Consider the following 21,103-nt stretch of genomic DNA (forward strand, 5'->3'; position numbering starts at 1 on the left):
CGACATCCCACCCTCACCGACTCCCCGCCGCACCACGACGCGACGCGTGAGGCGCCTCGCCCGAGAAGAGTGACTTGAGCACCCGCCCGGTGGCCGTCTTCTGCTTCGCCACCTCGCGAGGCGTGCCCTCCGCGACGATGAGTCCACCCTCGTCACCACCCTCCGGACCCAGCTCCACGACGTGGTCCGCCGCGCCGATGACGGATGGGTGGTGCTCGATGACCACCAGCGTGTCGCCCCGGTCCACCAGCCGGCCCAGGAAGGTGATGAGCTTCTCCACGTCGCCCAGGTGCAGGCCCGTCGTCGGCTCGTCGAGCACATACAGCGTGGGCTCGTGCCGCGCGGAGGCCGTCAGCTCGGAGGCCAGCTTCAGTCGCTGCGCCTCACCGCCCGACAAGGTGTTGGAGCCCTGCCCCAACTGGAGGTAGCCCACGCCCAGGTCCGACAGGCATTGCAGCGGCGCAGCCACCTTGGGGATGGAGCGGAACACATCCTTCGCCTCGTCGGCGGACAGCCGCAGCACGTCGCCGACGGACAGGCCGTGGTAGCGAATCTCCAGCGTGGCCGCGTCGAAGCGCGCCCCGCCGCAGGCCTCGCACGGCGTCACCACGTCCGGGAGGAAGGACATCTCGTGGGAGATGGAGCCCTGTCCCTCGCACGCGGTGCACCGGCCACCCGCGGCGGTGTTGAAGGAGAAGCGCGCGGCCGAGAAGCCCCGAATCTTGGCCTCGGGCGTCGCGGCGAAGGCCCGCCGCAGCTCGTCCCAGATGCCCAGGAACGTCGCCGGCACCGAGCGCGGCGTGCGACCGATGGGCGACTGGTCCACCGACATCACCCGCTTCACCGGGTCCACGCCCTTCAGCGACTCGAAGGGCCCCGGCTTCGAGGACACCAGCTCCAGCGCCTCGCGCAGCGCCGGGTACAGGACCTGGCGAATCAGCGTGCTCTTGCCGGAGCCCGACACGCCGCTGACGACGTTGAGCCGGCCCAGGGGCAGCCGCAGGTCCACGCGCTTCAGGTTGTTGGCGCGCGCGCCCTTCAGCTCCAACCAATGCTTCGGTTCTCCACGTCCGGAGGGAGGCCGCACCTGCGCCTCACGCAGCGCCCGCGCCGTGGGGGAGTCGCTCTGCAGCACCACGTCCGGAGGTCCCTCCGCGAGGATGCGTCCGCCACCCCGTCCACCGGTGGGCCCCAGGTCGAGCAGGTGGTCCGCGGCGCGGATGGTGTCCGAGTCGTGCTCCACCACCAGCACCGTGGAACCCGTGTTCACCAGCGCGCGCAGGTTGTCGAGCAGGCGGTGGGTGTCGCGCGGATGCAGGCCGATGGTGGGCTCATCCAGCACGTACATCGCCCCGGTCAGGCCCGCGCCGAGCTGCGCCGACAACCGCAGGCGCTGCATCTCTCCGCCCGACAGCGTGGCCGCGTTGCGGTCCAGGGACAGGTAGCCCAGGCCCACGCGCTCCAGGAACTCCATGCGCCGCAAGAGCTCTTGCCGGGACGGCTCGCCCAACAGCGCGCGGTCGCCCTTGAACTTCCAGCCCTTCACGCGTTCCAGCGCGGACGCCACGGACTGCTTCACCACCTCGTGGTAGCGCGCCCCTTCCAGCCGCACGCCGCGAGGCACCGGGTCCAACCGGCTGCCACCGCACGCGCGGCACGGCGCCGTCTCGCCCTCGGCCTGCGCCGCCGGCCCGCCCTGCACGCCCGTGCCCTCGCACGAGTCGCAGCGGCCCTGCTTCGTGTTGAAGGAGAACCAGCGAGGGTCCAACTCCGGCACGGCGGTGCCGCACTTCGGGCAGGTGCGCTCGGTGGACAGCAGCGTCTCGCCCTTCGACGCGCGCAGCTTCAGCGCGCCCTGCCCCCAGCCCAGCGCCTTGTCGAACACGTCGCGCGGCAGCTTGGAGAGCTTGCCCTCGTACATGACGAGGTCGATGTCGTGCTCGCGCGTCTTCGCCAGGCGCGGCGGGTCATCCGTGGACGCAAGCTCCCCGTCGACGATGGCCGTGGTGATGCCCCCGCGCGCGGCGGCCGTGAAGACATCCAGGTACGTGCCCTTGCGCGAGCGCACCGCGGGCGCCAGCACCGTCCCGTCCCCCTTCATCGCGGTGAGCTGCGCGAAGAGCAGCTCCGGGGAGAGGGAGGTGATGGGCGTGTCGTCCTTGGGGCAGTGCGGCTCGCCCAGCTTGGCGAACAGCAGGCGCAGGTAGTGGGCCACCTCGGTGACGGTGGCCACCGTGCTGGTGCCACCCGCGCGCGAGGTGCGCTGCTCCAGCGCCACCGTGGGCGGAATGGAGCTGACGCGCTCCACGTCCGGCCGGGGCATGGTGGGAAGGAACTGCCGCGCATACGGACTGAGCGTCTCCAGGAAGCGCCGCTGTCCCTCCGCGAACACCACGTCGAAGGCCAGCGAGCTCTTGCCCGAGCCACTCGGCCCGGTGACGACGGTCATCTTCCCGAGCGGAATCTTGCACGACACGTCCTGGAGGTTGTGCTCGCGCGCGTGCTCCACTTCGATTGCCGGAGCGGCCTCCTTGCCCGGCTTGCGCAGCTTCACCGCGCGGCCCAGCGGCTTGCGCTCGCCTCGCAGCGCCTCCGCCGTCGCGCCCTTGCCCCGCGCCACGTCCGCGGGTGTGCCCTCCGCCACCAGCCGGCCACCGTCCTTGCCGCCCACCGGCCCCAGGTCGATGACCCAGTCCGACGCCTTCATCACCGACACGTCGTGGTCCACGACGATGACGCTGGCTCCTCGGTCCACCAGCGCGTGCAGCGCGTCGATGACGTGACGGACGTCCTCCGCGTGGAGGCCCGCGCTCGGCTCGTCGATGAGGAACAGCGAGCCCTTCGACTCGGAGGCCAGCGCGCGCGCCAGCTTCAGCCGCTGCGCCTCGCCGCCCGACAGCGTGGACAACGGCTGTCCCAGGGGCAGATAGCCCAGGCCCAGCCGCGCCACCGGCCCCAGCGCGCGATGGAGGGCCGTGTCGCTTCCGAAGTGCTGGAGCACCTCCGACACCGTCATCTCCAGCACCTGTGCCACGCTGAAGCCCTGGTGGCGGACGGCGAGCACCTCTTCCTTGAAGCGCCGGCCCCGGCACACCGCGCACAGCAGGGCCACGTCCGCGAGGAACTGCATCTCCACCGTCTCGTAGCCCTCGCCCGAGCACGCCTCGCAGCGCCCCTTGTCCACGTTGAAGGAGAAGTGGGCCGGCGTCAGTCCTCGCACCTGCGCGTCGGGCTCCGCGGCGAAGCGCTCGCGCAGCCTGTCCCACGCCTTGGTGTACGTGGCCGCGTTGCCGCGCGACGTGCGCCCCAACGGAGACTGGTCCACGAAGGTGATGGACTTCACAGCCTCGGCGCCCTCCAGCGCGTCCACCGCGCCCGGAGCCTCCACGTCCTTCACGCCCAGCCGCCGCGCCAGGTGCCGGTAGAGCACCTCGTCCACCAGCGTGCTCTTGCCGGAGCCGCTCGGGCCCGTCACCGCGCACAACACGCCCAAGGGTACGCTCACCGACAGCGCCTTCAGGTTGTGCTCCCGCGCGCCTCGCACCTCGATGGAGCCCGTCTTCGCGCGCGGCGTCCTCGACGACTCGCCAGTCCCCGCGAGCAGTCGTCCGGTGGGCAAATCCTTGCGCTTCGCGAGCGCCTCCGGCGTGCCATCGAAACACAGCCGTCCACCCTCGCGGCCCGCGCCAGGGCCCAGCTCCAACACACGGTGCGCGGAGCGGATGACCAGCGGGTCATGTTCAATCACGAGCGCGATGTTGCCCCGCTCCGCCAGCTCCGCGATGGCCTCCGTCAAGGGCGGCACGTCCCCGGGATGCAGGCCCACGGTGGGCTCGTCCAGGACGAACAGCGAGCCGGTGAGCGAAGTCCCGAGCGCCGCCGTCAGCGACACGCGCTGCGCCTCGCCTCCGGACAACGTGCGCGCCTGCCGGTCCAACGTCAGGTAGCCCAGCCCCACGCGCTTCAAGTAGCTCAGGCGTCCGGACAGCTCGCGCCGCGCCAGCTCCCCCTGCCCCGTCGTCGTGCGCAGCGCCTCCAGTCGGGTCACCGCCTCCGTCAGCTCCAGCCCGTGCCAGCCCGGCAGGTCCAACCCGCCCACGCGGTACGCACGCGCCTGCTCGTTGAGCCGCGCGCCACCACAGCTCGCGCACAGCGAATACGCGCGGTAGCGCGCCAGGAGCACGCGCACGTGCATCTTGTACGTGCGGCCCTCCATCCACCGGAACCACGCGCGCACGCCCGGGTACGCCCGGCCCTCGTCGTAGTCCCCCGCGCCCTGCAGCACGGACTCCTGCTGCGCCGGCGTCAGCGTTCTCCAGGGCGCGTCCATGGGAATGCCCTTCGCGCGACACCAACGCTGGAGCATGCCCCGCTCCCACTCCGTCGACGCGCCGGACCAGGGGCGGATGGCCCCCTCCGACAGACTCAGCGCCGGGTTGGGAATCACCTTGTCCCAGTCGATGCCGATGGTGCGCCCGAAACCCCGACACGCCGCGCACGCGCCCACCGGCGACTGGTAGCTGAACAGGCCCGGTCGCGCGGCCTCGAACTCCCGCGCGCACTTCGGACACACCAGCCCCCGGCGCACCCGCTTCGGCTCGGCGCCGGCCACCAGCACCACCGCCTCGCCCTCCGAGCGCGCCCACGCGTCCTCCATCGCCTGCGTCACGCGCGACAACTGCGACGCCGACAGCTTCACCCGGTCCACCAGCACCCGCGCCACGCCCGCCGAGTCCGTCGCCTCCGACGGCTTGAGTGACTCCAGCTCCCGCACCTCGCCCTGCACCACCAGCCGGTGATGGCCGTCCTTCAGCAGCCGCGCGCGCACGTCCAGGAACGCGGCCGTGTCGGCGATGCGCAGCGGAAAGGCGATGAGGGCCTGGGCATCCGGCGAGTCACGCAGGAGCGCCGCCGCCGCGACGCGCGCATCCGTGCGCACCGCCTCCACGCCACACGTGGGGCACACCGGCATCGCCTCGCGCGTGAAGAGCGCGGACAGGTACGGCTCCACGTCCGCCAGCGTCGCCACCGTGGAGCGCGAGCTCTTCACCGGCGCGCGCCGGTCCACCGCCACGCCCGCGGCCACCGGCTCCAGCGCGTCCATGGGCGGCCGCTCCAGCCGCTCAAGAAACTGCCGGGCATACGGGCTGAAGCTCTCCACGAAGCGCCGCTGCCCCTCGGCGTACAGCGTGTCGAGCGCCAGGCTGGACTTGCCCGCCCCGGACACACCGGTGATGCAGACCAGCTCCCCTTCCGCCAGGTCCACGGAGAGGTCCTTCAGGTTGTGCGTGCGCGCGCCTACGAGGTGGGTCTTGTGCATTTCGGGTCGGAGGTTTAACGACCTGACACTTCAACGCCACAGACAAGTGAACCAACGGGCCCTGGAATGCCCCCCCTGGTTGGGTGAAGGGCGAGCGGCTTGCTACAACTGGGGTACAATGAGCGCGCGGGGGCGGCGCCCGGCCCAGGTGCCCAGATGCCCCGCGATGCAGGAGCTGCCCATGGCCGAGGGAATCGACAGGTCTCCCCCCCGTGACGCGCTGGTCCACGCCTCGCCCTCGCTGGTGCTCCTGGAAATCGACGGCCACACCGCCTCCGCCTTCGTCGCCACCGGACAAGGACACCTCGTCACCAGCCTGCATGCCGTCGCCGGCGCGCGGCTCATCCACGCGGTGATGGCGGATGGAACGCGAGCGGAGGTGGCCCAGGTGGCCGCCATGGATGACCGCCGTGACCTGGCCATCCTCCGGTTGCCCGTGACGGACCTGGCTCCACCCCTGGGGCTCACGCCCGCACCCCTGCCCGCCGAGGGAGACACCGTCTACGTCCTCCGAGCCGGCGCCGGCCCCGCACCGGAGGTCCGCTCCCAGCAGGTGCGGGCGGTGCAAGTGCTCGGCGACTGGCTCACCCTGCTGGAATTGACGCGCACGCTTCCGGAGGAATCCTCCGGTGGCCCCGTGCTGGACACGAGCGGCGCGGTGGTGGGCGTGGCCACCGCGGCGCTGGCCAACGGCCGCTCGCTGGGGCTCGTCATCCCCACGCGCTACATCGCGCCGCTGCTGCGGGGCTCGGCCGCCTCGCCGCTGTCCGCGCTGGAGGCGCCGCGTCGCAGGGCGGGCCGCGTGCGTCAGGTGCCGCAGCACCCGCTGAGCCTGCTGGAGGGCGCGACGACGGAGACGCTGGAGTCCATCGCCACCACGCTCGGCCACGCCATCAACGCGGGCGCTCCCGCCTACAACCGGGGCGACGTGGACGGCTGCTACCGCCTCTACGCCCGCACCGCCGAGCGCCTCATCGACACGTGCCACGCATTCCCCGGCGCCCAGCGCGCGCTGCGTGACGGCCTCACCCGCTGCGTGGACCTGCCCGACTCCGACGACCGGGCCTGGGCCCTGCGCGATACGTTCGACGGGCTCCTGGACGTCATCGGCCGCTGGCTGCAAATCCGTCCGGAGGCCTCCCGCATCGCCCGGCCCTCGGCCGCGCTGCCCAAGCGCTACCTCAACTGAAACCGACGCTTCGGCTCACGCCTCGTCCCAGCGCACGCGCAGCGCGTAGCCGGACGGCTGCCGCTCCAGCACCTCCACCCGAGGCTCCACCCGGGTGCGCCGCAGCACGCCCTCCACCACGCCCGCCACGAAGTCCGGCAGCGGGTCTCCGTCCATCACCCGCACGCACCACTCGCGCTCCTGCACCGGCTCCAGGACCATCTGCATGTCGTCGCGTCCCGCCTTGAGGTACGTGGGCAGCCGCGTCAGACAACGCTCGGTACCCAACAGTGGCGCCGCGGTCGCGAAGATGCGCCCCACCAGCGTCTGCGCGAAGCCCTCCACGTAGTGGTGTCCCAGCGCCCGGTTGGCCTCCTCAGCGGGTTGTCCCGCGCACGCGAAGCGCCGCGCCACACCCAGCGCCGCGCGCCACACGTTGAGGGGGTAGGACTCCTGTGACGCCTCGGTGTCGTAGCCGATGTCCCGCAGCGACTGGGCGAACGCGCCGGAGGGTTTCAGCGCATGGACGAACAGCCCCTCGAAATTGCGCCGAGGCACCTGCACTGGCACGTAGGGCGCCTTGCGAAGCCCCACCTCCGCGTCCTTCGAGCCCCGACGCTCCATGGCGTTCCCCCCTCCGAATCCGCCGGTCCGCACCGGCCCGGAACCACACTAACAGCCCGCGTTCCACGCGGCTTTGCTTGCCCCGGGAAACTAGCGCCTCAGCACACTTTTACAACACGAGGGCTCGTGCAACGATGGTCGTTTGCATGCAAGGAGTCCCATGCGGGTCCTGATAGTCGCTCAGGGAGGGGCGGACCTGTCGCCACTGGAAACCCTGCTGGAAGCCAGGGGGAACACGGTGGTCCATGTCGCGCGCGACGTGGACGTTCCGGCGGCCTGGCGCGCCGAGCCCTGTCCCCTCGTGGTGCTGGATGCGCGCGAGCCGAGCTCTCGCATGCCCCTCGTGCGGGCCCTGCGCAGCCTGCCGGGCGGCCCCTCGGCGGTGGTGTTGCTGGTGGGACGACGCGACGGGCTGCACCTGCTGGGACCCGCGCTGGAGGACGGAGCGGACGAAGTCCTCGCCTGGCCCATGGAGCAGGAGGAGCTGCGGCTGCGGCTGGACATGGCCGAGCGCCGCTATCTGCGCCGCGAGTCCCGTACAGCCGTGCCGTCCGGCGACGAGCTGCGGGACACCATGCTGGCCGTCAGCCCCGTGCCCACGTCCATCACCACGCTGGGAGAGGGCCGCGTCGTCGCGGCCAATGACGCCTACTTCCGGGCGTTCGGCTACTCGCGCGAGGAGATGCTGGGGAAGACCACCCTCGAGCTGCGGCTGTGGGAGCGACCGTTCGAACGCTCGCAGGTGATGGAGCGGTTGCGCCAGCACGGCTCCGTGCGGGGCGTGGACGCGCAGTACCACACCCGCGAGGGCGAGCAGCGTCACACGCTCTTGTTCATGGGGCTGGTGCCCTATGCGGGCGAGCCGCACGTCATCTCCTTCTTCCCGGACATCACCCCGCTGAAGCAGGCGGAGGAGGAGGTGCGCCGCTCCGAGGTGAGCTTCCGCACCCTCATCGAGAGCCTGCCGGACCTGGTGGCCGTCTTCGACCGCGATGCGCGCGTGCGCTACGCCAACCTGAAGGTCGCCCGCGCGCTGGGCTACTCGGACGTGCGCGAGCTCATCGGCAAGCACATCTCCGACATGATTCCCCCCGAGGACCTGGCCTCGGCGGACGCGCGCATGCACGAGGCCCTGCGCACCGGCCGCAACGCGCTTCAAGAACGGCGCATGGTGCGGCGCGACGGCGGCATCCTCCACGTGGAGTCCACCACCTTCCCGCTGCACTTCGACGGCGAGGACTCCATCGTCTCCGTCGCGCATGATTTGACGGAGCGACACCAGATGCAGGCGCGGCTGATGCTCGCCGAGCGCATGGCCTCCGTGGGCACGCTCGCCGCGGGCGTGGCGCATGAAATCAACAACCCCCTGGCCTACCTCACCGCCAACCTCGCCTTCGCCCGGGAGGAGCTGACCAACCTGCCCGTCTCCGGCGTGGACCCGACGCTGGCGGAGGCCCTGGCGGATGCGCAGTCCGCGCTCGCCGAGGCCCAGCAGGGCGCCGAGCGCGTGCGCACCATCGTCCGCGACTTGAAGACCTTCAGCCGGGTGGACTCGCTCGAGGACGCCGTCGTCGACGTGCGCCGGGTGCTCGACTCCACGCTGAACCTGGCCACCACCGAAATCCGCCACCGCGCCCGGCTGGTGAAGTTCTTTGAAGATGTCACGCCCGTGCGCGCCAACGAGTCGCGGCTGGGCCAGGTGTTCCTCAACCTGCTCGTCAACGCCGCGCAGGCCATCCCCGAGGGCTCGCCGGACCGCCACGAGATTCGCGTCTCCACGCGCATGGGCGACGGTGGCCGCGTCATGGTGGAGGTCTCCGACACGGGCGTGGGCATCGCCGCGGAGCACCTGCCCCGCTTGTTCGACCCCTTCTTCACCACCAAGGCCCCCGGCGTGGGCACGGGCCTGGGACTGTCCATCTGCCACAACCTGGTGACGGCGCTCGGCGGTGAGATTCGCGTCCGCAGCTCCCCCAACCGGGGCTCCACCTTCCAGGTGCTGCTGCCCGCCGCCGAGCGTCCGCGCGAAGTCGTCCTGCCCCGGCCGCTCGACGTGCCCTCCGCGGAGAAGCGCGGCCGGCTGCTCGTGGTGGACGACGAGCCCCTGGTCTGCACCGCCCTGGGCCGCACGCTGCGCCCCCACCACGACGTCACGCTCGCCACACGCGCGCAGGACGCCCTGGAGCGAATCGAAGCCGGCGAGCACTACGACGTCGTCTTCTGCGACTTGATGATGCCGGGCATGAGCGGCATGGACTTCTACTCCACGCTGATGAAGCGCTACCCGGACCAGGCCCGCCGCGTCGTCTTCCTCACCGGCGGTGCGGTGACCCCCCAGGCCCGCGCCTTCCTCGAAACCGTCACCAGCCCCCACCTCGAAAAGCCCTTCGCGGGCCGGGAGCTGCTGTCGTTGGTGCAGGAACGACTGGCCCGGGCCTGATCCGGGTCATGGTCCACCTGGGGAAGAATCGGACAGGCTCACGCGCCGGCTGTCCTTCAATTCCCCAGCGGGTCCACGGCCTTTCCCAGGCCGCGTCACACGCCAGGCACGCAAGCCCGCAGCTTCATTGACCTCAAACTAAATTCCCCGAGTAAGCGCTCGCGATTCCTGAAGAAATTCCAGGGACGAACGACCGCGTCATGGGCTGGTACGCGTGTTGCTCAGGGCTGACGCGCCGCACCGTGGAAGGCCTTTGCGGGGTGGCGGAGTCGAGCGCGGTCCGGAGGTCTTCGGGTCCGCTCGGCACATCAGCTGACTGGGAGACATCTGGCGTGACGGCGGACAGGAACAAGCTCGGTGGGACGCTCGCGGGGTGCGTGCTGGGGCTGGGCGTGGCGCTGGTGGCCACGGCCGGTACCGCGTGCGCGGCGGCGCCCTCCGCTTCGTCGTCCACGTCACAGTCGCGCGGCGTCGAGGCCTTCACGGCGGCCACGGTGGTGGAGCGGGCGCGGGCGAAGGCGGCGCGGGCGTATGTGGAGCCGGTGTCGACGCTGCCGGAGTCCTACCGGGCGCTGGACTACGACGCGTACCGGGACATCCGCTTCCGTCCGGAGAAGGCGCAGTGGCGCGAGGCGGGGCTGCCCTTCCAGGCGCAGTTCTTCCACCCCGGCTTCTTCTTCCAGTTCCCGGTGGCGATGAATGAGGTGTCCGGCGGCAAGTCCTCGCCGCTGCGCTTCTCGCCGGAGCTGTTCACCTACGGCCCGCTGGTGAAGCCCGGCCCGCTGAAGAAGGCGGACGGCTACGCGGGCATGCGGCTGTCGCATCCGCTGAACCGCGCGGACATCTTCGACGAGCTGGTGGTGTTCCTGGGCGCCAGCTACTTCCGGGCGCTGGGCCAGGGCAACCTGTATGGCCTGTCCGCGCGCGGGCTCGCCATCGACACGGCGACGTCGCGCGCCGAGGAGTTCCCCGCCTTCCGTGAGCTGTGGCTGGAGAAGCCGGCGCCCGGCGCGGACCGCGTCGTCGTGCACGCGCTGATGGACAGCCCCAGCGTCACCGGCGCGTATCGCTTCACCGTCATCCCCGGGGCGAACACGGTGATGGAGGTGGAGGCCACCGTCTTCGCGCGCAAGGCCGTGGAGCAGTTGGGCGTGGCGCCGCTGACGAGCATGTACCTCTTCGGGGAGAATGACAGGGGCGACTACGACGACTTCCGGCCGGAGGTGCACGACTCGGACGGCCTCTTCGTCTGGACGCGCACGGGCGAGCAGCTCTGGAGGCCCCTGCAGAACCCCGAGCGCATCAACGTCTCCAGCTTCCAGATGGACAGCCCGCGCGCCTTCGGCGTCCTGCAGCGCGACACGGCCTTCAACCACTACGAGGACCTGGAGGCACACTACGAGCGCCGCCCCAGCGCGTGGGTGGAGCCGGTGGGCGAGTGGGGTCCGGGCGTGGTGCGGCTGGTGGAGCTGCCGACGCCGGACGAGACGAACGACAACATCGTCGCCTTCTGGGTGCCCCAGAAGCCGCTGGCGGCGGGGGACTCGATTCGCGTCGCCTACAAGCTGCACTGGGGCTCGCGCTCGCCGTGGCCCGTGACGGGCGCCACCGTCGTCAGCACCCGCCTGGACGCGGGAGATTCCTGGAAGGGCGCCCGGCTGAAGGACGCGCGCCCCATGCGCCGCTTCGTCATCGACTTCTCGCCCGTGCCGGACATGAAGGAGAGCGACACGCCCGTGGAGCTCGTCGTCAGCGCCGCCTCGGGCAAGGTCCTGCGCCCCATCGCCGCCCGCCACACGCCCTCGGGCGGCTGGCGCGCCACCTTCGAGCTGCACCCCGCCTCCCCTGCAGTCCCTACCGAGTTGCGCGCGTTCCTGAAGCGCGGCTCGGAGACCCTCACCGAGACCTGGAGCTACCTGTGGATTCCGTGACGACGCTGACTGCCTGCCCCTCCGTCCCGTCCACCGTGTGGGCAGTCCCGCGTTCTCGCGCGGCGCTCGACACCTTCTTCCGCGGCTTCGGCTTCAGCGACGAGACTGACTTGTCCGCGCTGGCGGCGTGGGTGCTGGACGGCTACAGCGCCCATGGGGGCCAGCCGCAGGCGGCGGTGGCGCTGGCCCGCGCGCGCATGGAGACGTGGCTTTCGAGCGTGCTGGGCCTGGAGCACGCGGGTCCGGGCCTGCTGGCGCGAGGCCGCGCGGCCTTCGTGCTGTGCGACGGCGCGAGCCGGGGTGCGCGGCTGCTCACGCGGCCCGCGGCGCCGGAGGACTTCGTGCGCGCGGTGCGTGCGGCGGTGCCGGTGCCGGCGCCCGCGCAGGTCAGCGCGGTGATGCCCGAGCAGCAGCTCGTGCTGTGGCCGTTCGGTGAGCTGCTGCGCCGCTGGTGGCGCGGGGCGTCGCCGGACGTCTCCATCTCCCGCTGAGCGGGGGTGCTCCGGAGCCTCGCGATGGAAGCCCACTCGTTTTCGCCCGAGAGCGCCGGCTTCCGGCGCGCTGGAGTCCTGGGCCTGGCGGCCGTCACCACCGTCGTGGGGACGCTGGAGATGCACCGCCTGCTGAGCGCGCAAGGCACGTCGGCTCCGGAAGTGGTGTTGGTGTTCCTCTTCGCGCTGTGCTTCGGGTGGATTGCGCTGTCCTTCTGGACGGCCATCGCGGGCTTCCTCCAGCTCGCCCTCGGCCCCAGGCTCCCCGGGCTGCGCTACCCCTCGGTGGACGAGGAGGCCGTACCGCTGGCGTCGCGCACGTCGGTGGTGATGCCCATCCACAACGAGGACCCGGCCTCCGTCTTCGCCAACGTGCAGGCGACGTACGAGTCCGTCGCGGCCACCGGACACCTGGACGCCTTCGACTTCTACGTGCTGAGCGACTCCACGCGCGCGGAGGCGTGGGTGGCGGAGGAGCTGGCGTGGTCCGACTTGTGTCGCCGGGTGGGCGGCCAGGGACGCATCTTCTACCGGCGGCGCACGGACAACACGGGGAAGAAGGCGGGCAACCTCGGCGACTTCTGCGAGCGGTGGGGACGCCGCTACGACTTCACGGTGGTGCTGGACGCCGACAGCCTGATGGACGGCCGCACGCTGGTGACGATGGCGCGGCTGATGGAGCTCAACCCGCGCGCGGGCATCCTCCAGGCGCCGCCGCTGAACGTGGGCCGCACCACGCTCTTCGCGCGGCTGCAGCAGTTCGCGGGCCGGGTGTACGGGCCCATTGTCGCCGCGGGCGCGGCGGCATGGCAGTTGGGCGAGTCCAACTACTGGGGCCACAACGCCATCATCCGCACGGAGGCGTTCATCAACCACTGTGGCCTGCCGGTGCTGCCGGGCAAGCAGCCCTTCGGCGGACACATCCTCAGCCACGACTTCGTCGAGGCGGCGCTGATGCGGCGCGCGGGCTACACGGTGTGGCTGGTGCCGGAGCTGGGAGGCAGCTACGAGCAGCCTCCGCCGAACCTGCTCGCGTATGCGCAGCGGGACAGGCGCTGGTGCCAGGGCAACTTGCAGCACCTGAGCCTCGTCATGGCGGGAGGCCTGCATCCGTTCAGCCGGGGCCACTTCCTGATGGGCGTGATGTCCTATGTCGCCTCGCCGCTGTGGCTCTTGTTCCTGTTGTCGGGCCTGGTGGCGGCGCTGCATGACCGGTTCTTCCTGGACGTGCACTCGCTGGACACGGCGAGCCTCGCGTTCGATGCGCCGGGTTCGCTGCGCCTGTTCGCGGTGTCCATGGGGATGCTGCTGACGCCCAAGCTGCTGGGCCTGACGCTCGCGCTGGTGCGCCCGGGCGAGGCGGCGAAGATGGGCGGCCGCGTGCGGCTGACGCTCAGCGTGCTCCTGGAGAGCGTGCTGGCCTCGCTGCTGGCGCCGGTGATGATGCTGTTCCAGTCGCACTTCGTCTTCGGGACGATTCTGGGCTACCGGGTGAACTGGTCCAGCCAGCAGCGCGAGGACGCGGACCTGCCCTGGGCGGAAGGGGCGCGGCGCCACGCGGCGCACATGGCGGCGGGCGTGGGGCTCGTCGCGGCGGCGGCCCTCGTGAATGCGGCGATGGTGGCGTGGCTGATTCCGGTGGTCGCGGGCCTGCTGCTCTCGGTGCCCCTGACGGTGCTGACGGCGCGCTCCTCGCTGGGGCAGTGGGCCGCGCGCCGGGGGCTGTTCCTCCTCCCTGAGGAGACGGAGCCGCCCGAGGTGCTGGAGCGCGCGCAGTCCATCACCGAGGAGCACGCGGTGGAGCCCGTGTCGGACGCGGTGGAGCGGGTGCTCACCGACGCCAAGACGCACGCACTGCACCTGGCGCTGCTGGAGTCACAGCCGGGGCTCGCCGAGAGCACCTCCACGCCCGCGGCCCTGGAGGGCGCGCGACGCAAGCTGCTGGGAGGTAGCGCGGAGCCGCTCTCCGCTCAGGAGAAGGTGGCGGCCCTTCTGGACGTCGGCACGCTGAGCGAGGCCCGCGAGCAGCGCCTCACGCGCGCGCTGTCCTGACCTCAGGCGGCGGCGAAATCAGTCCTCGTCGTGCAGCACGAGGTCCAGCTTTGGGAGCGCGTGTCCTTCCAGGGAGGCCCGGCGGACCTCGCGGTCCTCGAACCTACGGGACATCAGCGCGCGCAGGTTGAAGCGCGCGGCCCGGGCCAGCCGAGCGGCGCGGGCCTTGAGCGCGCCACGCGACACCCGCTGCGCGGAGGTGAGCCCCACGAAGACGCGGTTGGCCGTCGTCTGCGAGTCGAACGCATAGAGCTGCACGAAGCTCGCCCGCCACGTCTGGAGCATCGCCGGGTACAGCGGATTGGGAGAGCGGTGCACGTTGCTCACCACCACGCCCTCCGGAGCGAGTCGCGCCCTCGCCGCCTGGAGGAACTCCCACGTCGCCAGCGACTTGGGCATGCCCCGAGGGCCATAGGCATCCAGGAGGATGACGTCATAGGCGGGCCCGGGTGTCTCGATGAAGCGGCGCCCATCGGCCACGTGCGCGTGCAAGAGGGCGTCCTCACGGAAGCCGAAGTAACGCCGGGCGACCTGCAGCACCTCCGCGTCGGAGTCCACCGCGTCGATGTGCGTCTGGGGCAGCGCGGCGCGCAGGAACATGGGCAGCGAGCCTCCCCCCACGCCAATCATCAGGATGCGCTGGGGATTGGCCACGAAGGCCACGCCGCCAATCATGCCCTGCGTGTATTCGAGCTCCAGGCGCAGCGGGAAGCCCTGCCCCATGACGCTCTGGTAGGCGCTGTCCCAGCCGAACTGGAGATAGCGCCGGCCCTCGTCATCCTCGCTGACGATGCAGCGGTGTGAGCCGGCGAGTCCCACGTGCAGCACGGTGCGTGGCTGGGAGAGCCAGCGGAAGACCCGCGCGAGATAGCGCCGGGAGCGCTCCACCCTGCCCCCGGGAAGGGAGAGGCCGAGCGGTGCGCCCTGGCGGGGGAGAACCCGCTTCCAGGGCGCCTCACACCACCAGGGACCTCCCGCGCGCGGCCAAGTCACACGCGAAGGTCTATCATTTCCCCGGCCGGCTTTTGACAGCCCCGCTCACGCGAAGAGACGACGCAGCACGGCCACCATCGCCGCCACGTCGGACGCGCACGCCATCTCGCGGATGGAGTGCATGGACAGCATGGGGTTGCCCACGTCCACGGTGCGGATGCCGAGCTGTCCCGCCGTAATCGGGCCGATGGTGCTGCCGCATCCCAGGTCCGTGCGCGTGACGAAGTGCTGCGGCGTCACCCCCGCCTCGCGACACAGCGCGGCGAAGTACGCCCAGGACTCGCCGTCAGTGGCATAGGACTGATTCACGTTCGACTTGATGACGGGCCCGGCGCCCATCTGCGGCTGGTGCTTGGGCTCGTGCAGCGACGCGTAGTTGGGGTGCACCGCGTGCGCCATGTCCGCGCTGACCAGGAACGACTGGGCCATGGCGCGGTGGAACGCGTCCGGCTTTCCGTCGGAGAGGCTGAGCGTGAGGCGCTCCAGGAGCGTGCGCAGGAAGGGGGACGCGGCGCCCTGCGCGCTGCGGCTGCCCACCTCCTCGTGGTCGAACAGGATGACGCCGCTGGTGGCCTCGCGCGAGGCGGGGCCGGTGAGCAGCGCCGTCAGGCTCGAATGACAGCTCGCGAGGTTGTCCAGGCGCGGCGCATGGAGGAACTCCTCGTGCACGCCCGAGCGCGTGGACGGCTGCAAGTCGTAGAGGCACAAGTCGTAGCCGAGGATGTCCGCGGCCTCCGCCTTCACGCCGCCCTTCGCCAGCTCCTTCACCAGCAGGGCGCGCAAGTCAAAGGCGCCCGCGCTCTCCAGGCCCAGCACGGGCACCATCTGCTCCTGCGGGTTGAGCTTGAGGCCCTCCGTGTTCACCCCCCGGTTGAGGTGGATGGCCAGGTTGGGCACGCGCAACAGCGGCTTGCGGAAGTCCACCAGGTGGCCCCGGGGCTTGCCGCCCTCGAGCAGCACCACGCGGCCGGCGAGGGACAGGTCCCGGTCCGTCCAGGTGTGGAGCAGCACCCCACCGTAGATTTCGACGCCGAGCTGCTGGTAGCCGTTCTTCGTGACTTGGGCGTTGGGCTTGAGCCGCAGGTTGGGCGAGTCGGTGTGGGAGCCGACCAGCCGGAAGCCCGCCCGGTCCACCGGCGCGGTGCCGAGGTGGAAGGCGGCGATGCTGGTGTCGCCCCGGGTGACGTAGACGCGCTCACCGGGCTTCAGCGTCCAGGACTCGCGCTCGTCCAGGGCGCGGTAGCCGGCCTGCTCCAGGCGGCGGGCCGTCTCGCGCACCGCGTGGTACGGCGTGGGCGAGGCATCGATGTACGCGAGCAGGTCATCGGCCAGGGCATCGGTGTCGGTGGGGCTCATGTGGGCCCGAAGCTAACCGCTGGCGGGCGTCCCGCCACGTCCGAATCACGTCCCCCGAGCAGGCAGTCGGGCCCCCGTCCCCGGCGGAGGGACGGTGGAGGACGGCCGGGCCTGGGGGGCGGCGTCGAGGAAGGTCCCCAGCAGCACCCACCGGCGGGACTGGTCCTCCTTGCCGCGCCGGGCCAGCAGCGGCGTCGTGTAGTGCCAGAAGGGCAGCCGGTACACGGTGATACCGCCCACGGTGCTCACGCGCGTCATCTCCGACAGGTGCCCGTCCTTCTCGTAGACGAGGTACTGGTGGTCCACGCCGGGCATGGTGAGGCTCACGTGCATGTCCACGTAGCCGTCGCGGGCTTCGACTTCCTCGGGGTGGTGGTCGTTGTGCGGGCCGGAGTAGTCGCCAGGCCCGTAGCACAGCACCTGGATGCCCCACTTGCGGCGCAGCACCCGGCCGCTGACGGACGCGGCGAAGGCGGCGAACGTGTCCGAGCGGAGCATGGTGGTGAGGCCCACCGCTTCCGCCGCGCGCCAGGAGCGGGAGCGCCGGTTCTCCAGGAGCGCGGTGCGCACGCGGACCGTCTTGGGCAGCAGCTCCATGTAGTTCATCGTCATCCCGGAGATGGAGTCGAAGGGGATGGGGTCCTCCATGCGCACCAGGGTGTCGTTGAGCGCGGTGTCGAGCGCATCGCGACAGGAGGCGGCGCGAGTCGCGTCCACCACGCCCTGGAGGGAGACGAAGCGGCGCGCGGGGTCCAGCAGCGCGCCCGACACCGACGTGTCCCGCCCGTCCAGGATGCGGCGGCCCTTGGCGGTGAGGAGGTCGGCGAACTCGGCGGGGAAACGCTTCATGGCGCCCCGAATACGGCTTCACGGGCCGGTTGTCCTGCGGAATGCGCGGCGCGGCGGCGGAGGGACGAGGCCCTGTGGATCAGCCCATGACATGCCGCGTCACACCCGGAGTACGGATGGAGTTCCGCTGGGCGGCAACCTTTACCGAGATCCTGCGATAACCTCCTGATTCGTCGAATTTCGGAGAGTCCCCCAAGCATGGATCCCATCCGCAACCGCCCCCGCGTCGTCACGTCGAACCCCTCCACGTCGCTCCAGCCGCAGAAGGAAGCGCAGCAGACGGTGGCCCCGGCGAGGACCAACGCGGTGGGCCATGCGCAGTTGAGCACCTTCGAGGCGAAGCTCGCGGCGCCGGCCGCGGCGACGCAGCCGCTGCCTGGTGCGTGGCGTGGCGGGCCGGACACCGAGGTGGGCAAGGCGGTGCAGGCCATCTGGGAGCGGATGAAGACGATGCCGGGGGCGGATGTCTCCATCAAGGGTGACACGCCGGCGTCGCTGCTGGGCCGCGCCATCCTGGACGGCAAGAAGGTGTCGAACGAGCAGATCATCGCGATGTCGAAGGTGACGTTGGATCAGCTCGCGACGGATCCGAAGGACCGGGAGAAGGTCCTGAAGAAGGTGCCGAACGCGCGCGAGCTGCCGGTGCACAAGTTCACGGTGGCGATGCTGTCGGCGGCGACGGGGATTGATCCGAAGAAGCTGTCCGAGGCCTGTCCCGACCTGGGCCTGACGGGCGCGCCGGGCACCCCGCTGTTGTACGCGGCGGAGGGCCAGGGCATGCAGCGCTCCACCGCGCTGCACGACTTCACGGACTACCTGCGCGGCGCGGGCCTCAAGGGCATGAACAAGGCCGTGTGGGGCGTGGAGAACCGCATCCTGTCCGCCATCGTCTCCGCCGTGGGCGGCGGGCGGTACTGAGCAGACCGGGGTTCACGCCGTGAGGCGTGTCAGGGCCGTGTCCCGCACAGGGGCACGGCCCTTCGTCTTTCAGGGGCGAGCTTCGAGGGTGCGACGCCCCATGTTCCGGCACGAGTGACTTCGGAGCTCAGTCGCCTTGTTCAGCCGCCGCGCCCGAGAGCTTCGCGCGCGCAGCCTCCAGTCGCTTGGCCCGAACCTTTCCCGCGACACCGAGCAGCTTGCGGTCACGTTCCCAGCGCTCACGGGTGGGCGCATCGACCTGGGCCCATAGCGGCTCGCTCTCGGCGACCGCGCGCTTCACCTGGGCCAGCGCGCCGCCGAGGGCCACATGCGTCGCGGCGGAAGCGGGGTCCGCCTGGGCCAGTCCGCGCATCATGACGGCGAGCGAGAGCAGCTCCTCGCGGGTGGAGTCGGGCCAGCCACTCCGTCGAGCGAGCTGGAGAAGCCAACCCAGGAGCGCGAGCTGGACGTGACAGTCCTCCACGGTACGGAAGGGCTTGAGGTAGCGCGTGTAGCCATCGCCCGGGAGGACTTCATCCGAGGACACAGCCACGTCCTCGAGCCGGAGCTCCGCGTGGGGGACCTCCGGCACGAAGGGAAGCTCGGGCAGTTCGGTGACGTTGATGCCCGCGCGTCTGGCGTCCACGGTCACCAGCCGGAGCCGGTTGCGGCCCTGCTCGTCCTGTCCCTCGGAGGCGACGATGAGCAGAACCTCCGCGCGCGAGCCCAGCGTGACGAAGGACTTCTCCCCCGTGAGCGTCCAGCCCGTGGCCGACGGGGCAAGACGTGTCTGGATGGCGGCCGGATGCCCACCCATGGCCTCCGTGGCGCAGAGCGCGACGGGCTTGTCGGCGGGGAGCATGGGGAACAGGAAGCGATGTGCGGCGTGGTACCCGGAGGCAAAAGCGAAGCCGAGTCGGTCCGCGCGAAAGCCTCCCGCGAGCGCGAGGTCCGCAGGATCCGGAAAGCGCGACGCGATCTCCACGTGACGGCGCCACCACGTCTCGACAGAGTCGAGGGTGGCGGGCTCGGGGGGCTCGGTGAGCAGGAAGGAGAGAATGTCGTTCACACCGTGACTGTACTTCGCCCCAGTGAAGGGGGCACTTGCAGCTCACCGCGCGACTCCACCCCAACCTCACACTCAATGATCCTTCACCGTCACGCCCACGCCGCCTCGGCGTTGCCAGGACTTGTCATGCTCGATACCAGAGGGCCCCCTGCGACGGAATGACTGGCGGAGAAATCACATCACAACCAGACCATCCACACCCCTCGCGCTTTCTGACACCGCCAGGGCCCCTCCAGCGAACTGGAGGGAATCACATACCGAGAGGGCCGCTGAAGTCATTCCAGACAGGCTGCAAAGCAACTAGGCCCGCGGGAACCTCTCCACGGGCCTTCGCGTCACCTCACCCCGCCAGACGCTTGCGCCCGCCCGTGGACTTCTTGCTCTTGGCGGGCTTCGTCGCGGTCTTCTTGCCCTTCACGGGCTTCTTCGCGGAGCGGGACTTGGACGCGGACTTCTTCTTCACGGGCTTCTTCCGGGCAGGGGCCTTCTTCTCCGGCGCCAGGATGGTGCCCCGGCACTCGGGCGCGCCACAGCGGCACACATAGAGGGACTCGGAGTCCGCGCCCATGTCCTCGGTGCGCTCGTAGGCGTAGTCGTAGACCAGCTCCTCACCCACCTCGAGCGCGCGCAGGGCGAAGATGTAGATGCGCTTCTTCTCGATGAGCGCCTCGCAGTTGGGCGCGCACGAGTGGTTGATGTAGCGCGCCTCGTTGTGGAGGGTGCCCGCGTCGAGCACCGTCTTGGGGTCCAGGTTGAACAGGAAGGTGTGGTGCCGACCCATGCCCTCGTCGTCGTAGCGACGGTCCGCGTCCGCCTGGGTGATGCGCTCACCGACGTACTCGATGATGCGCTCGCCCTTGCGGATGCGGCGGGTGGCGAAGGCGCCCGTGCCCTGGATGGACGACGGACGCAGCTCGAAGGGGATGGGCTTGGTAGAAGGAGTGAAAGTAAGGGATGTCATGCGGGTATGAGTGGCCCGGAGTTCACGTCGGCCAGGACGCTCCATCAACGGCGGTGTAGCGTGCACCAGACGGACTCTCGATGAAAGGCGTTCGATGATGCGGTGGTGGCTGGTGCTCGGTGCGGTGAACGCTTTCCTGTCCGTGGCCGCGGGTGCCTTCGGCGCTCATGCGCTCAAGGCCCGACTCCCCCCGGACCTCCTCGTCATCTTCGAGACCGGCGCGCGCTACCACATGTACCACGCGCTCGGACTGCTGGCGGTGGGCCTGCTGGCCCTGCTGCGCCCCTCCTCGCTCCTGAACGGCGCGGGCTGGGCCATGCTCGTGGGCATCGTCCTGTTCTCCGGCAGCCTCTACGCGCTCGCGCTCTCCGGCATCCGCGTCCTCGGCGCCGTGACGCCCCTGGGCGGCCTGGGCTTCCTCGCCGGCTGGGCCCTTTTCGCCATCGCCGCCTGGCGCGCCACGCCCTAGGCGAAGTCCCGGTGTCACTCCCGAACCAGCGGAGGCATCGGGTACATCAGGTCCAAATCCCGGTTGTTGCGGATGCCGCAGGCCTCGCGCTGCACCATCAGGTACCAGCGCTGAAGCTCCGCCTCCTTGCGCAGCACCCGGTAGCGCTCCAGCCGCACCGCCCGCACAGAGCCTCGGGCCATCAACAGCTCCCGCTCCGCGCCCGCCAGCGCCTCCAGGGCCTTCTCCACCTTCTCGCCGGTGCGCTTGAGCGCGGAGGCCTTCTCCTTCTGGAACTCGGCCTCCACCGGCAACAACGCGTTGACGCTCTGTTCTCGAGCCATGCTCTTGGGTTTAACCACCACCCACCAGCGCTCGCAGCGAGTGGGATGAGCCCATCTGAAGCTCCCTCTCAGTCCGGCTTGCCCTCCAGGGCAGTGAGCGACGCGGTGGCCGCCATCCCGCCCCTGCTCCATCATCCCC

The 21,103-nt window shown here is 70.7% G+C and carries 15 protein-coding genes; 7 read left to right on the forward strand and 8 right to left on the reverse strand.

What is annotated here, in order from left to right; genetic code table 11:
* Positions 1-13: 13 nt before the first annotated feature.
* Positions 14-5,320, reverse strand: coding sequence for an excinuclease ABC subunit UvrA (gene uvrA / locus HUW62_RS09070; protein ID WP_176434192.1), 5,307 nt, complete (start codon positions 5,318-5,320; stop codon positions 14-16).
* 181 nt (positions 5,321-5,501) lie between these two features.
* Here uvrA and HUW62_RS09075 point away from each other — a divergent pair, with 181 nt between their 5' ends.
* On the forward strand, positions 5,502-6,509 hold the full coding sequence (locus HUW62_RS09075; RefSeq protein ID WP_163867896.1) for a serine protease: 1,008 nt from the start codon (positions 5,502-5,504) through the stop codon (positions 6,507-6,509).
* Positions 6,510-6,524: 15 nt separating this feature from the next.
* Here the strand turns inward: HUW62_RS09075 and HUW62_RS09080 are convergent, their stop codons facing one another.
* Complete coding sequence (locus HUW62_RS09080; protein WP_163867895.1) at positions 6,525-7,112, reverse strand: DUF2378 family protein; 588 nt, start codon at positions 7,110-7,112, stop codon at positions 6,525-6,527.
* A gap of 160 nt (positions 7,113-7,272) precedes the next feature.
* On the opposite strand from HUW62_RS09080, the gene HUW62_RS09085 reads away from it, so the two are divergent.
* From HUW62_RS09085 to mdoH, 4 genes are all read left to right on the forward strand, one after another.
* Positions 7,273-9,552, forward strand: a complete 2,280-nt coding sequence (locus HUW62_RS09085) for a PAS domain S-box protein (RefSeq protein ID WP_176434193.1) — start codon at positions 7,273-7,275, stop codon at positions 9,550-9,552.
* Positions 9,553-9,884: 332 nt separating this feature from the next.
* Complete coding sequence (locus tag HUW62_RS09090) at positions 9,885-11,483, forward strand: glucan biosynthesis protein (protein ID WP_240356684.1); 1,599 nt, start codon at positions 9,885-9,887, stop codon at positions 11,481-11,483.
* Positions 11,480-11,974, forward strand: coding sequence for a hypothetical protein (locus tag HUW62_RS09095; RefSeq protein ID WP_240356682.1), 495 nt, complete (start codon positions 11,480-11,482; stop codon positions 11,972-11,974). Before HUW62_RS09090 ends, HUW62_RS09095 begins: the two co-directional genes overlap by 4 nt.
* 24 nt (positions 11,975-11,998) lie before the next feature.
* Positions 11,999-14,026 carry a glucans biosynthesis glucosyltransferase MdoH gene (mdoH, locus tag HUW62_RS09100; protein WP_163867891.1) on the forward strand — a complete coding sequence of 676 codons (2,028 nt, stop codon included), beginning with the start codon at positions 11,999-12,001 and terminating at the stop codon, positions 14,024-14,026.
* Positions 14,027-14,044: 18 nt separating this feature from the next.
* Here mdoH and HUW62_RS48585 read toward each other — a convergent pair whose 3' ends face one another.
* The 3 genes from HUW62_RS48585 to HUW62_RS09115 form a co-directional block, all read right to left on the reverse strand.
* On the reverse strand, positions 14,045-14,914 hold the full coding sequence (locus tag HUW62_RS48585) for a spermidine synthase (RefSeq protein ID WP_368670375.1): 870 nt from the start codon (positions 14,912-14,914) through the stop codon (positions 14,045-14,047).
* Positions 14,915-15,064: 150 nt separating this feature from the next.
* Entirely contained in the window at positions 15,065-16,375 is a 1,311-nt protein-coding gene (locus HUW62_RS09110; RefSeq protein ID WP_176434195.1) for a M18 family aminopeptidase, read from the reverse strand.
* 45 nt (positions 16,376-16,420) lie between these two features.
* A complete protein-coding gene (locus HUW62_RS09115) occupies positions 16,421-17,224 on the reverse strand; it encodes a hypothetical protein (protein WP_176434196.1) in 804 nt (267 codons plus the stop codon).
* Between the two features lie 198 nt (positions 17,225-17,422).
* On the opposite strand from HUW62_RS09115, the gene HUW62_RS09120 reads away from it, so the two are divergent.
* On the forward strand, positions 17,423-18,142 hold the full coding sequence (locus HUW62_RS09120) for a hypothetical protein (RefSeq protein WP_163867888.1): 720 nt from the start codon (positions 17,423-17,425) through the stop codon (positions 18,140-18,142).
* A gap of 127 nt (positions 18,143-18,269) precedes the next feature.
* On the opposite strand, the gene HUW62_RS09125 is transcribed toward HUW62_RS09120, so the two are convergent.
* Both HUW62_RS09125 and HUW62_RS09130 read right to left on the reverse strand, forming a co-directional pair.
* Positions 18,270-19,211 carry an acyl-CoA dehydrogenase family protein gene (locus tag HUW62_RS09125; protein ID WP_163867887.1) on the reverse strand — a complete coding sequence of 314 codons (942 nt, stop codon included), beginning with the start codon at positions 19,209-19,211 and terminating at the stop codon, positions 18,270-18,272.
* A 340-nt stretch (positions 19,212-19,551) separates the two neighbouring features.
* Positions 19,552-20,172: an SET domain-containing protein gene (locus HUW62_RS09130; RefSeq protein WP_163867886.1), complete on the reverse strand. Its 621-nt coding sequence runs from the start codon at positions 20,170-20,172 to the stop codon at positions 19,552-19,554.
* A gap of 94 nt (positions 20,173-20,266) precedes the next feature.
* Here HUW62_RS09130 and HUW62_RS09135 point away from each other — a divergent pair, with 94 nt between their 5' ends.
* Positions 20,267-20,641: a DUF423 domain-containing protein gene (locus tag HUW62_RS09135; RefSeq protein WP_163867885.1), complete on the forward strand. Its 375-nt coding sequence runs from the start codon at positions 20,267-20,269 to the stop codon at positions 20,639-20,641.
* Between the two features lie 14 nt (positions 20,642-20,655).
* Here HUW62_RS09135 and HUW62_RS09140 read toward each other — a convergent pair whose 3' ends face one another.
* Complete coding sequence (locus HUW62_RS09140) at positions 20,656-20,964, reverse strand: hypothetical protein (RefSeq protein ID WP_163867884.1); 309 nt, start codon at positions 20,962-20,964, stop codon at positions 20,656-20,658.
* Between the last annotated feature and the right edge of the window lie 139 nt (positions 20,965-21,103).

The organism is Myxococcus sp. AM011, from assembly GCF_013372595.1.
Classification (GTDB): Bacteria; Myxococcota; Myxococcia; order Myxococcales; family Myxococcaceae; genus Myxococcus; species Myxococcus eversor.

Excerpts from the sequence above, each read along its gene's own strand:
- HUW62_RS09080 (WP_163867895.1), bottom strand. The coding sequence starts at position 7,112 with ATGGAGCGTCGGGGCTCGAAGGACGCGGAGGTGGGGCTTCGCAAGGCG.
- HUW62_RS09130 (WP_163867886.1), bottom strand. The coding sequence starts at position 20,172 with ATGACATCCCTTACTTTCACTCCTTCTACCAAGCCCATCCCCTTCGAG.
- HUW62_RS09140 (WP_163867884.1), bottom strand. The coding sequence starts at position 20,964 with ATGGCTCGAGAACAGAGCGTCAACGCGTTGTTGCCGGTGGAGGCCGAG.
- HUW62_RS09120 (WP_163867888.1), top strand. The coding sequence starts at position 17,423 with ATGGATCCCATCCGCAACCGCCCCCGCGTCGTCACGTCGAACCCCTCC.
- HUW62_RS09110 (WP_176434195.1), bottom strand. The coding sequence starts at position 16,375 with ATGAGCCCCACCGACACCGATGCCCTGGCCGATGACCTGCTCGCGTAC.
- HUW62_RS09115 (WP_176434196.1), bottom strand. The coding sequence starts at position 17,224 with ATGAAGCGTTTCCCCGCCGAGTTCGCCGACCTCCTCACCGCCAAGGGC.
- mdoH (WP_163867891.1), top strand. The coding sequence starts at position 11,999 with ATGGAAGCCCACTCGTTTTCGCCCGAGAGCGCCGGCTTCCGGCGCGCT.
- uvrA (WP_176434192.1), bottom strand. The coding sequence starts at position 5,320 with ATGCACAAGACCCACCTCGTAGGCGCGCGCACGCACAACCTGAAGGAC.
- HUW62_RS09085 (WP_176434193.1), top strand. The coding sequence starts at position 7,273 with ATGCGGGTCCTGATAGTCGCTCAGGGAGGGGCGGACCTGTCGCCACTG.
- HUW62_RS09075 (WP_163867896.1), top strand. The coding sequence starts at position 5,502 with ATGGCCGAGGGAATCGACAGGTCTCCCCCCCGTGACGCGCTGGTCCAC.
- HUW62_RS09135 (WP_163867885.1), top strand. The coding sequence starts at position 20,267 with ATGATGCGGTGGTGGCTGGTGCTCGGTGCGGTGAACGCTTTCCTGTCC.